Below are 11809 nucleotides of genomic sequence, written 5' to 3' on the forward strand. Positions count from 1 at the left end.
TCGCAACGTCCAGCGGGGTCGGGGCGACCGGGAGAACCGTCATTCCTGGTAGTCGGGGTACCCGTGGGATCGACGTCGCGGAACCTGGCGCGGGTGAACATCTCGCGCAGGCTGTGGGGCCGGGCTGTACTGCGGGGGCTGTCGAAGGGATCGACGTCCTCGTCGACAAGGACGACGTGTTCGAGTTCTGTGTAGATGCCCAGCGCGAGGACGCCGGCGGCCTGGGGATGATCCTGCCGGGCGCTTTCGACGTCGCCACCGTGCTCACCCCGCTGGCCGCCACCGGCCTGGCTGTGATCATGGTCCTGGCCATGGGACTCCACGCCCGCCGCAAGGAACCGCAGGCAATCGGGTTCAACACGATCCTGCTCATCGTCGCCGCGGTCATCATGTGGGGCCGGTTCGGGCCCTCCTCCTTCTGACCTGGCTCCTTCCCCTCACGGCGGCCCGGCCCACGACCACGCCAGCCGGGCCGCTGCTCAATCCTGTCGCCCGGAACCGACCCCGACCCACGCGTCCTGTCCCACACGCACCACGTTTCAGACCAAGCAGGCCGAGGGCATCTTTTGAAACCGCAGCACTCGGTGACGAAGGCGACGCCGTTCTTGAGCTGTCGCTGCACCGTACCGCCCGAGCCTCGCAAGGAGCCTCTCGCAAACGGTCCTTTGCGCGAGCATGATCGCTCAGTGGTCGGGAGAGTCCTCCGGCGCCCGGATCAGTTCTCAGAACCTCCCGAGCGCGGCGATCTCCTCCGCCCGCTTCATCTGCGGGCCCGACACCCGCACCGGGCCCCGGCGCAGCCGGTCCAGCTCCGAAACCCGCTCACCCGGCGGCACCGTCAGCAGGGAGTCCAGCACCCCGACACCGAGCATCCCGTACAGGATGTCCCACAACCGCTGGTTCGCCGCTGCCCGTACCGAGGCCACCAGGCGCGTCAGCGTCGTCACCCCCCGACAGCAGCACCCGCCGCTCGCTCAGCCACCCGGCCGCCGCGTCGAACAACGCCTTCGGCCCCTCGCCCGTCGTCCACGCCCGCGCGTCCACCCACTCCCGCAGCTCGGCCTCCGCCTCGGTGAACTCCCGGTACTCCAACACCCGCCGCAGCCCGCGTACGTGCTCCAGCCGGGTGTTCTCCCGCTCGCCGTACACCTTCAGCACCGACGGGTTACCGATGCCGCACTCCTCGGCAAGGTAGTCCACGACCTCCGGCGGTACGTCCGCCGGATCGTCTAGGACCACCCCGATACCGCGCGATCGTGATCAGAGCCGCGAACCCCAGGCGATTGTGTGCCCGCCTCTTGGGCTCGATCAGCTCCCGGTCCGCGTCGTCCAGAAAGAAGAACCGCTTCAACTCCATACGGGACGGCGCCCCGCGATACGCCGAGTACGCGGCAGCTGTCAAAAACTCGACCGGCACTCCGGACCTCCAGACAGTCGATCAATACGACTGCCGAAGGTTCATCCCTCACAGAACCCCAGGTCAAAGCCCACATCGACGCCAGGTAGGCTTGGCGCCGGATTTCGTTCCTATGTCCCGACCGCCGCCAATTGCAGAGGACGAGCGCCTCGATGCCCTCGGCCGACTGCTGACCGACGCGGAGATTCCGATGCTCTGCGTTTCGCAGGATTCATCGTGCTCCTCTACGCGCAGCCCGTGAGCCGCATCGTCCGGCTCAGCGTCGACGACGTGATCCGCGTCGGCGAGTCCGTGCTGCTGAGGCTCGGGGATCCAGCCTCGCCCGTTCCCGCACCGGTCGCTGACTTGCTGCTGGAGCACATCGCGAACCGCGACAACATGAACACCGCCACCAACCCGGCGCCCCGCTGGCTCTTCCCGGGCCGCCGAGGCGGCCAGTCGTCCCGCCCAGATCATCTGCCCGCCGCTCTCCAACTGCGCTACGACCGGATCGATTACCCGATCGGGGACGACCAAGCCGAGAGGTTCGCGGTGATCCGGCGGCGCATCAGCGCTGTGACCGGCGAGGCACCGTTGCCGGCGATGCCCGGCTGCTCGGCCACCGGTTGAGCCACACCACGAAGCGCGGGGCATTCGTCAAGGCCCTTTCACCCGTAGGGGTTGCCGCCATACGACGATGTCCCATGCCCCGTGCGCTTGCCGTACCGTTCTCGGACAGCTGCCCAAGGGAGGGCAGTGGGCCGGACTGGGGGAGAGGACGGCGTCGGGGTGGACGGGGAAGATCAGGAGACCTGGGGTGAGCGAGCGGTCTGCCGAACCGCTGACCCGGATGAGCTCTTCGTGGATGGCGCGGCCCAGAACAGGGCCAAGGCCCTCTGCACCGGCTGCCCGGTGCGTACGGAGTGCCTGGCCTATGCCCTCGACCATCGCATCGAGTACGGAGTCTGGGGCGGCATGACCGAGCGTGAGCGGCGGGCTCTCCTGCGGCGGCGCCCCCTGGTCACGTCATGGCGACGCCTGCTCGAGGCCGCCCGGTCGGAACACGAACGACTCGCCGGTCCGGACGAAGGACAGGCATGGGACGCCGCAGGGTGAAAGCCCGCCGGGGCCGCCGTTTTCTCTCCCGGCACGGGTGCTGCTGAGCCCTTACAGCAGGTTCATCTCCGCGTCGAGCTATCCGAACTGGGCAGCCATGTACGCCAGCGCCTCCCGCAGCAGACGCTGGGGTTCTGCGTGGCCCATGGCTGGCTCGGCGGTGATGGTGACGGCCATCCGTGGCCTGGTGCCGCCGTCGTTCGTGCCGACGGACGTCAGGTCGACGAGCGTGTCCAGGGTCGGCAGACGCCCGTGTCGGCGGGCTGTTCGCACGTCATCCGCAGTTCGGTGGTGGGCGGGGCGGCCCAGGACAGTCCGGCCGGGTCGCCGACGACGGCGGGCAGCAGCTCTGCGGCGGTCTCCCACGTGCCCAGCAGCACGGTCTGGACCTCGTCGAGGCCCAAACTGCGTGTCCTGTCCGGGCCCAGGGCTGCTGCCCATGCTGCCGGGCTCTCGATCAGGACGTCCGAGCAGGCGACCACGATGGACTCCATAGTGGTGGGCAGGGCGAGTTTGACGGAGCCCTTCAAGGCCGGGCTGCCGTCCGGTCCGGCGATCGTGCAGGAGTAGCCGGCGGAACGGGCCGAGTTGCCGAAGGGCCCACGCTCCCAGCGAGCGGCGGGCAGTTCCGCGCCCCGGCGCCTGGACAGCATCGTCACCGCCCCGGCCACCGCGCTGTGAGGAAGCTGCTGTTCGAGGAGCGTGCGACGGGGTCTGCTGATCACCAGCTGGTCCGGGTCGGCCCAGGACAGGTTCACCACAGCGTGCAGGCGCAGGGCCGGCGCCTGGCCGACGGTCCCGATCTCGGCCGGTCGGCCCTGGTTGAGGCCGAAACGGGGGAGCGGTTGCCACCGCCACACCTCGCGCCCAAGCACGACAGGCGGCCCGCGCCCCACGATCCGCCGTCGAGGTCCACACTCCGGGAGTCGCCGGCGATCACCCACGGCGTTTCCGTGTCCTTCGGCGGGCGGGGAAAGCCGATGGCCGCGAGCGGGTCCTGGCCCGGTGCATGCCGGCCGGCGGCGACGATCGCCCGCGAGACGGGCTCGCCGACGGCCGCCGGAGGGCGCCCGGTCACCAGACACAGCACCCAGCCCGGCTCGCCGTCGAGCCCGTGGTGCAGATCCTGCAGAGCAGCCGGTCCCTGCGCCCACGCCTCGCCGGCCGGCTGACCCAGCCCTTCGTCGGCCAGGGGCTCGTAAGCCGCACGTATCCCTCGTTCGCGGTCAGCCACGCCCTGTCCGACCCGCAGCCCGCCGTCCGGCCCGGCTTTAGAGACGGCCTGCCGCACGAGCTCGGTGAGAGCCTGAGCGGTGGGTATACCAGAGGCTCGGACTCCAGCGGCGGGCAACTGCTGGATCTCGGCCCGCGGCAGCCAATACGTGCTGTCGCCGTCCCGTATCGGCACGGCGACCGTGTCCGTGCGGAGACCCGGGCTCGCCCACCGGCGCCGGCACGACGAACAGCGTGCCGGCAGCCTGCTCAGGGACGTCGATGAACACCACCCGGTCGCCGTCCGCACCGGACCATCCGACACGCACCCCGCGCGGAGCAGGGGTGATCCAAAGGGCGGGTCCCCGGCGGCCGAACTGTGCTGGTACCTCGCTCTCGAAGTCCGCCGCCGAGGCCACACCTTGAGCACCCGCTACATCACCGAACGCCGCGACGTCCTCGCCCACGGGTCGCTGCCTTCGCGCAGCGCTGGGGCGGTGGCCGGGACTGGCACACCGGAGCTGTGGTCAGCGTGCGGCCCGACGCCTGCGCCATTGCCCGCGAGTGGGTCAGGCGCCTGGTCCCGGCCAGGGTGGAACCGGTGTGCGTCCGTGCTTTCGGACGAGGCGCGGGCCGAGCGGGTGCGTGCCCTGGCCCGGGTGACACTCGCGTGTCGGCCGGCAGGAGACCGCGGACGGGTCGGGCGACGCGATCGTGGGCGTGTGCCTGGCGCCCGTCACGCCCCGGGGCGTGACGGGCGCGGTGAGGAGGATCAGCGGGCCAGGCGGATCCGGGTCACGGTGTCCTCGGTCTGGGTGGCCCCGGACTTGTCGACCACGTAGGCGGTGCCGTCGGTGATCTCCACGTGGTTGGGGTTGGCGCCGGTGGTCACCGTCTCCTCGACGACACCCTTGCGCGGGTCGACACGGCTGACGTTGGCGTCGGTGCGGTTGACCACTAGCACGTCGCCGGAGCGCTCGTCGGTTCCGACGGACAGGGCGCCGGCGCCCGTGGCCACGGACTTCGTGACGACGCCCTTCTCGAGGTTGACCACGGACAGGGTGCCCGAGGTCTGGTCGGCGGTGTAGGCGGTTTGGCCGTTCTTGGACAGCGCGACCGAGATCGGACCGTCGCCGACCGTGATGAAGCGCGGTGTCTGCGAACCGCGCTTCAGCTCGATGAGCCGGTCGTTGTTGAGGTCGGCGGCGTAGAGAGCGCCCGTCTTGTCGTTGACGGTCAGACCGGTCGGGCCCGCTTCCTCGACGGTGATCCGTTCCTTCTCCTTGAGGGACTTGGAGTCGAAGGCGACCAGTGTTCCGTCGCCGAAGCCGCTGGCCCAGACCGTGTCGTGCCGCTCGTCCACAACGATCTCGCGGGCGTGGGCGACGTCCGGCAGCGTAGCCAGGTGCTCGCCGGTGCGCTGGCTGTAGACGGCGACGGTGTTGTTGCGTGTGTTCGTCGTCCAGACGGTGTTGTGTTCGTCGTCCACGGCCACGCCGTAGACGGCCTCAACGGCACCGGTGGCGGTGTCGGTGACCGGCGGGGTGACGTCTGCCTCGATAGCCAGGGTGTCCGGGTCGACCTTCAGCAGGTGCGACTCGGTGACCGGCGGGCGGCCGACGGCGGCGGTAACCCACAGCACGTTGTTCCGCTCGGAGTAGGCCGTCTGGTACAGGCCCTTGGTCAACTTTGCGGTGGTGACCGCCGAGCTGGCCGAGTGTGCGGACGCGGTGCCCGCCAGGGCGAGTGTGCTGCCCGCGGCGACCGTCACGGCGACGGCCGCGGCGAGCGTGGTGCGGCTGTGGGTGGCAGAGACGTACATGGTGGTGGAACTCCCTCTTCTCGGGAATCAACGGAAACTACTGCAAGGGGAAAGTGGCTTGGGGCCGCTCGGTGGGCGGCGGGCCGGCCGACCGCGACCGTCACAGGGAGGACGGGGGTCAGAACTGACCTGATGCACGATCAAGTAAGGTAAGCCTAACCTAAATCAAAGATCGTGAGCAGTCAATTGAACAGTCGATCGGATCTCGTGCCCATGCTCGCTGCCGCCCCTCCAGAGGGCACTCCGCACTACCCGCCCCGGCTGGCCCGCACCCATCCGGTGCCACGGCTCCCCGACCCGGTGTGCGCTCTGCCCGGTCCGGACGGCACCGAGGACTTCTGGGGCGGCGTACGCGAGTCCGGCACGCCCCTCGTCGGCCCCGACCCGCTGGGCAGCCCGGAGCACCGGGCGGTGACGTTTCTTTGGCGCGGCACGTCCGCCACCCGTGCCGTCCAGGTCCTGCCGAACAAGCTCGGCGACCCGCGCGACCCCGTCGGCAACCTCATGGAGAACGCCCCCGGCACGGACGTGTGGCATTGGACGCTGCGCCTGCGCCACGACTGGCGCGGCACCTACGAGCTCTATGTCGACGACGCCGGCGAGGACACCGGCCCCGACCCGGACACCCCCGCTTACTGGCGCTGGCTGCGTACCCGACGCCGCGCCGACCCGTTCAACTCCCGTGCGCTGCCCCACCGCTGGGACGGCGGGGCGGTCCCGTACGCCGAACTCCCCGCCGCCCCGCGCGCGGTGGACTGGGAGCCCCGGCCCGACGTCTCGCGCGGCAGTGTCACCGCGCACACCGTGGCGAGTGCTGTCCTCGGCGGCAGCCGCAGGGTCTGGCTGTACGAACCGGCCGGCGCCGCGAAGCAGTCGGCGAAACTGCCGGTCCTGGTCCTGCTCGACGGCGAGCACTGGGGTCCGCGGCTCGGTCTGTCCCATCTGCTCGACAACCTCGTCGCCGACGGCCGCATCCCGCCCGTCGCCGCCGTGCTGCCGGAGGCCGTGGACGAGGCGACGCGCTGGGCGGAGCTGTCGTGCCGGCCCGAGTACGTCGACTTCCTCGCCGGCGAACTGCTGCCGTGGGCTGCCCGGCGGCTGCCTCTCACCGACGACCCCGCGCGCACGGTCGTCGCCGGGCAGAGCCTCGGCGGACTGACCGCCGCCTACGCCGCCCTTGCGGCCCCGCACCGCTTCGGCAACGCCCTCGTCCAGTCCGGATCGTTCTGGTGGCCGGCCGGGCCGGACGCGGAATGGCTCACCCGGGCCGTGTCCGGGACACCGCGTCCATCGGTGCGCTTCTGGCTCTCCTTCGGCGAGCAGGAATGGGTGGCCCTGCCGGCAGCCCGCAGGTTGCGGGACACCCTGACGTCGACGGGTTTTCAGGATGTCTCCTACCGGGAGTTCAACGGCGGCCACGACTACCTCTGTTGGCGCACCGAACTCGCCGACGGACTCGTGGCGCTCCTGGGCGGCTGACCTGGGGCGCGTCACGTGCCGAGTTCCTTCAGCCGGGCGGCGAGGACCGTCGCGATGTCGTCCAGGTACCGGTCCCGCATCAGCTGCGGATGGGTGCAGTCCAAGTCGTGGTTGACGATCGCGCCACTCACGTACGGATGCCACGCCTCACGCGTGAGCCAGTTCTCGGCGCGTGGGGCGGCGGCCGTGAAGAACAGCACGTCGCCGTCGTAGGCGTCGTGCTCGTGCTCGCGCATCATGCGGGCGTGGTTCGGCACGATGTCGACGATCCGCGACAGCGTGCGGTCACCGAGCCCGGCCAGCGGGCTGCCCGCCCGGCGCAGGGTGGCGAGCACGTCCCCACGGGTGCGCTCGCCGGTACGGTCGAAGCCCGCCATGCGAAGGACCGCGGTGAGCGCGTCGCCCTCCTCCGGTGCGGGCCGCTCCCGCCACTGCTCGGAGGGGAAGGCGTCCAGCAGTGCGAGGAGTTCGACCTCCTCGCCGGCCTTCTGGAGCAGCACCGCCACCGTGTGGGCGAGAACTCCGCCGACCGACCAGCCCACCAGGCGGTAGGGGCCGTGCGGCTGGACCTCGCGGATCTGCCGGGCGTAGTCCTCGGCCTCCTCCTGCAGTGTGCGCGGGAGCTGCTCGTCGCCGGCGAGGCCACGTGCCTGGAGGCCGTACACGGGCTGGTGGGTTCCCAGCCGTGCCGTCAGTCCGGCATAGCACCAGGCGAGGCCGCCCGCCGGGTGGATGGTGAACAGCGGCGTCCGGTCGCCCTCGGAGCGCAGGGGCAGTACGACGCCCAGCGCGTCATCGGCCCCCGGTCCGGCGGCGTCCAGGCGGACGGCGAGGGCCGCGGGGGTCGGTGCCTGGAACAGAGAGCCGATGGTCAGCTCGGTGCCGAACACCTCCCGTGCCCGGGTCACCAGCCGTACCGCGAGCAGCGACGTCCCGCCCAGGTCGAAGAACGCGTCTTCGGGTCCGACCTCTTCCACGCCCAGCACCTCGGCGAACAGCCGGGTCAGAGCCTCCTCGCGGGCGGATGCCGCAGGACGTGTGCCCGCACCGGCGAAGACCGGTGCGGGCAGCTCGCGTCGGTCCAGCTTGCCGCTGGGGGAGAGCGGGAACGCTTCCAGGGCCACGACGACCGTCGGCACCATGTGTTCCGGCAGCTCGCGCGCCAACGCGGTCCGGGCGTCCGCCGGATCGGCGTCGTCGCCGGTCACGTAGGCGACGAGGCGGTCCTCCCACACCACCGCGCAGGCCCCCTCCACACCGGGCTGCGCGGTGAGCGCCGCCTCGATCTCGCCGAGTTCGATGCGCTGGCCGCGCAGCTTGATCTGGTGGTCGGTGCGGCCGAGGTACTCGACCTCGCCGCTGTCGGTCCAGCGCGCGAGGTCACCGGTCCGGTACATCCTGCTGCCCGCCGGTCCGAACGGGTCGCGCACGAACCGGGACGCCGTCAGTTCCTCACGTCCCAGATAACCGTCGGCCAGCTGCACCCCTGCCAGAAACAGCTCCCCCGGCACCCCGGGCGGGCACGGGCGCAGCGCCGCGTCCAGCACGTACAGGCGGGTGTTCCACACCGGCCGTCCGATCGGCACCGACCCAAAGTCCGCCGGATCGCAGGGGTGGTACGTGACGTCGACGGCGGCCTCCGTCGGCCCGTACAGGTTGTGCAGCCCGACGCCCGGCAGGGTGCGCGCGAAGGCATGTGCAGTCTCACGCGGCAGGACCTCCCCACTGCAGAAGACCCGGCGCAGGACCTCCGCACACCTGCCCGCCTCGGGCGTGGCCAGGAACATCCGGAGCATCGACGGCACGAAGTGACACGTGGTGACTGTCTCTTCACGAATCAGACGGGCCAGGTAGGCGGGGTCCTTGTGGCCGCCCGGTTCGGCGACGACCAGTGTCGCGCCTTCCCGCAGCGGCCAGAAGAACTCCCACACCGATACGTCGAACGACGACGGGGTCTTCTGCAGCACCCGGTCCCCGGCCGTGAGCCCGTACTCGTGCTGCATCCACCGCAGCCGGTTGTCGATCGCCCGGTGCGGCACGACCACGCCCTTGGGCCGACCGGTGGAGCCGGACGTGTAGATGACGTACGCCGGGTGTGCGGGGGTGAGGGCACGGGGCGGGTTCGTCCAGGGGTAGGCGGACACGTCGAGACCGTCCAGGACGACCAGTTCGGTGCCGGTTCTCGTGTCGTGCGGGAGGCGGTCGGTGCGGTCGGTGACGGCGCACACGGGAGCCGCGTCCTGGAGCATGTACGTCAGGCGTGCTGCTGGGTAGTCCGGGTCCAGCGGCAGATAGGCCGCACCCGCTTTCAGTACCGCGAGCAGGATGACGACCAGCTCCACCGAGCGTGGCACCGAGACGGCGACCACCGTGCCGGGCCGGGCGCCGAGGGCCTGCAGGTGCCGGGCGAGGCGGTTGGCGTGGGTGTTCAGCTCGGCGTAGGTCAAAGTGGTGTCCCCGTGGACCAGCGCGACGGCGTCCGGTGTGCGGGCGGCCTGTGACTCGATCGGTCCGATGAGCGTGGTCGGGGGCAGCGTGCGGCCGGTGCGGTTGAACTCCTCCAGGACCAGCGCCAGTTCGGCCGGAGTGGCCATGGAGTGCTCGGTGAGGGAAAGGTGCGGGTCGGTGTCCGCGAGCAAGTCCAGCAGGTGCAGGAACCGGTTCTGGTGGGCGGCGAGAGCTGTGTCGTCGTAGAGGGCCGGGTTGCCGTCGTGGTCGATGCGCAGACCGCGCCCGTCGGCGCGGTCGTAGACGTTGACCGTCAGGTCGTCCACCGGGCCTGCCGACAGGTTCCGGGCGCGCGCCGGGGTGCCCGCGAAGTCGATGCCGTAGTCGAAGGGCATGACGTTGACGAGCGGCCCGACCAGGGCGCGGCCCTCGCCCAGCAGGCCCAGGTCGCGGCGGATGTCCTCATAGCGGTAACGCTGGTGGCGGCGCAGCTCACGGATGCCGAGCACCACCTGCCGCACCAGTTCGGTGAAGGTCGCGTCGGGGGAGACGGCGAGCCTGAGGGGCAGCACGTTCATCACCATGCCGGGCACGCGCAGCGCCGCCGAGCCCATGCGGCCCATCATCGGCAGCCCCAGCACCACGTCCGGCTGTGCGGTGGCCCGGGAGGTGTAAAGGGCCTGGGCGGCGATCAGCACGTCCGGCCAGGTCGCGTGGAGGCGGGCGGCGAGGTCCCGCAGCCGTTGGGTGGTTTCCGGGGACAACTGGGCGCTGCGGCGCAGGAACGTCCGGGACGGCAGCGCGCCGCGCCCCGCGAGCCGCGGTGCCTCGGGCCGGTCGGCGAACGCCTCGGCCCAGTGGGCGCGGTCGGCCTCGTATGCCGGGGACGCGCGGTAGGCGGTGTCGTCCGCGACGAGGTCGGAGAGGGTGCCGAAGGTGCGGGGAGCAGGCTCCTCGCCGCGGGCGAGCGCCGAATACACCTCGGCAGTGCGGCGCACCAGCAGGGAGTAGCCGTAGCCGTCCATGACGAGGTGGTGGACGCGCTGGTACCACAGCCAGCGGTCCGGCCCGACGCGGAACAGGGCGTGCCGGACCAGTGGTCCGGCCGCCAGGTCGAACGGTTCGGCCAGGTCGGCGCGCATCCACGCCTCCGCCTCGCCCACATGGGCCGCCGTCCGTACGGTCAGCGGCAATTCAACGGTGCCCGCGATGTGCTGGCGCGGCCCGTCCGCGGTGTCTTCGACACGGACGACGCGCAGCGCCTCCGCCTCGGCGGTCACCCGGCGCAGGGCGGCGGAGAACAGCTCCGGATCGAGGGGCCCGTCCATCTCCAGGCACTCGGCGGTGTTCTGTGCGGGGCTGAGCGGGTCGAGCGCTTGCGCGAACCACATGCCCGACTGGGCCGCCGTCAGAGGCAGGACGCTGGTGCCGCGGGTCATGGCGCCCCCAGCAGGGCCGCCCAGGCATCGATGGCCGGCCGCTCGGCGAGGTCCGCGAAGTCGACGGTGACCGCGTGCTCGCGGCGCCAGCGCTCCAGCAGAGCCATGACCCGGACCGAGTCGAGGCCGTGGTCGACGAGGTTTTCGTCGACGGGTATGTCCGCCGGGTCCTCGCCGAGGCAGTCGGCGACGTCGGCGCGGATCCGCTCCAGGGTGAGCGGGATGGACGGGGTGTCTGCCATGGTTCATGCCTCCTGGAGGAGTGCGTCGGTGGTGGTGACGACCGCGCAGCGGCCCGCGGCCCAGCGCAGCGCCATGTCGTGCTCCTCGCGCGAGAAGTCGGCGACGGCGTCGGCGACGACGAACGCCCGCACGTCCCGCGACCAGGCGTCGGCCGCGGTCATCAGTACGCCGATGTGCGCGTACACGCCGACGATCACGAGCTGGTCGCGGTCCCACGCGCGCAGCAGTTCCGCGAGGTCGGTACGGACGAAGGCGCTGTACTTCCACTTCGTGAGGACGGTGTCCCCGGGCTCGGGCGCCACCGACTCCGGCACGGCGAGCGCCTCGGCGTCGTCGGCGACACCGGGACCCCAGAAGTCGAGCTGGAGGCCGCGCTCCTGGGACGTCTGGCCGCCGCGCTGTGCGGAGTAGACGACCGGGACGCCGAGGCGGCGGTACTCCTTCAGCAGGCGGGCGGTGTTGCCGAGCATGTCGGTCAGGGGCTGCTCGCCGGACGGAAAGGCGGTCAGGAAGTGTTGCTGGAGGTCATGCACGAGCAGGACGGCACGCGCCGGGTCCACGGTCCAGGAGACGCGGTTGGCGGGGAGTTCGTCCGGTGCCGGGAGCGGATAGGGGGCTATGGCGGGGAGTGCCATGGGGAACGGCCTCTCGGGC

General features: G+C 71.2%; 10 protein-coding genes and 1 pseudogene. 4 read left to right on the plus strand and 7 right to left on the minus strand.

The genetic code is table 11. The features are described from left to right. Window positions 1-176 precede the first annotated feature (176 nt). Entirely contained in the window at window positions 177-422 is a 246-nt protein-coding gene (locus ACFYXC_RS35560) for a DoxX family protein (RefSeq protein WP_389556559.1), read from the plus strand. Between the two features lie 309 nt (window positions 423-731). On the opposite strand, the pseudogene ACFYXC_RS35565 reads toward ACFYXC_RS35560, so the two are convergent. Further along, a pseudogene (locus tag ACFYXC_RS35565) lies at window positions 732-1417 on the minus strand (DUF4158 domain-containing protein); the annotation flags it as partial. Between the two features lie 216 nt (window positions 1418-1633). Between ACFYXC_RS35565 and ACFYXC_RS35570 the strand changes: the two are divergent. Further along, window positions 1634-2026 (plus strand): hypothetical protein, encoded by a 393-nt coding sequence (locus ACFYXC_RS35570; protein WP_389556560.1) that lies wholly within the window; start codon window positions 1634-1636, stop codon window positions 2024-2026. A 126-nt stretch (window positions 2027-2152) separates the two neighbouring features. Next, window positions 2153-2512, plus strand: a complete 360-nt coding sequence (locus tag ACFYXC_RS35575) for a WhiB family transcriptional regulator (protein WP_389556562.1) — start codon at window positions 2153-2155, stop codon at window positions 2510-2512. 78 nt (window positions 2513-2590) lie between these two features. On the opposite strand, the gene ACFYXC_RS35580 is transcribed toward ACFYXC_RS35575, so the two are convergent. From ACFYXC_RS35580 to ACFYXC_RS35590, 3 genes are all read right to left on the minus strand, one after another. Further along, entirely contained in the window at window positions 2591-2785 is a 195-nt protein-coding gene (locus ACFYXC_RS35580; protein WP_389556564.1) for a hypothetical protein, read from the minus strand. Continuing rightward, a complete protein-coding gene (locus ACFYXC_RS35585) occupies window positions 2728-3387 on the minus strand; it encodes a hypothetical protein (protein WP_389556566.1) in 660 nt (219 codons plus the stop codon). Before ACFYXC_RS35585 ends, ACFYXC_RS35580 begins: the two co-directional genes overlap by 58 nt. A gap of 1109 nt (window positions 3388-4496) precedes the next feature. Next, window positions 4497-5546, minus strand: a complete 1050-nt coding sequence (locus ACFYXC_RS35590) for a YncE family protein (protein WP_389556568.1) — start codon at window positions 5544-5546, stop codon at window positions 4497-4499. Between the two features lie 213 nt (window positions 5547-5759). Between ACFYXC_RS35590 and fes the strand changes: the two genes are divergently transcribed. Next, window positions 5760-7025 (plus strand): enterochelin esterase, encoded by a 1266-nt coding sequence (gene fes, locus ACFYXC_RS35595; RefSeq protein ID WP_389556570.1) that lies wholly within the window; start codon window positions 5760-5762, stop codon window positions 7023-7025. Between the two features lie 11 nt (window positions 7026-7036). Here fes and ACFYXC_RS35600 read toward each other — a convergent pair whose 3' ends face one another. The 3 genes from ACFYXC_RS35600 to ACFYXC_RS35610 are packed head-to-tail and all read right to left on the minus strand — an operon-like array spanning window position 7037 to window position 11790. Then, window positions 7037-10912, minus strand: a complete 3876-nt coding sequence (locus ACFYXC_RS35600; RefSeq protein ID WP_389556571.1) for an amino acid adenylation domain-containing protein — start codon at window positions 10910-10912, stop codon at window positions 7037-7039. Further along, complete coding sequence (locus ACFYXC_RS35605; protein WP_389556657.1) at window positions 10909-11136, minus strand: phosphopantetheine-binding protein; 228 nt, start codon at window positions 11134-11136, stop codon at window positions 10909-10911. Before ACFYXC_RS35605 ends, ACFYXC_RS35600 begins: the two co-directional genes overlap by 4 nt. A 21-nt stretch (window positions 11137-11157) precedes the next feature. Beyond that, window positions 11158-11790 (minus strand): isochorismatase family protein, encoded by a 633-nt coding sequence (locus tag ACFYXC_RS35610; protein ID WP_389556573.1) that lies wholly within the window; start codon window positions 11788-11790, stop codon window positions 11158-11160. Window positions 11791-11809: the final 19 nt, after the last annotated feature.

The sequence above is a fragment of the Streptomyces sp. NPDC002701 genome (genome assembly GCF_042889045.1).
GTDB lineage: Bacteria > Actinomycetota > Actinomycetes > Streptomycetales > Streptomycetaceae > Streptomyces.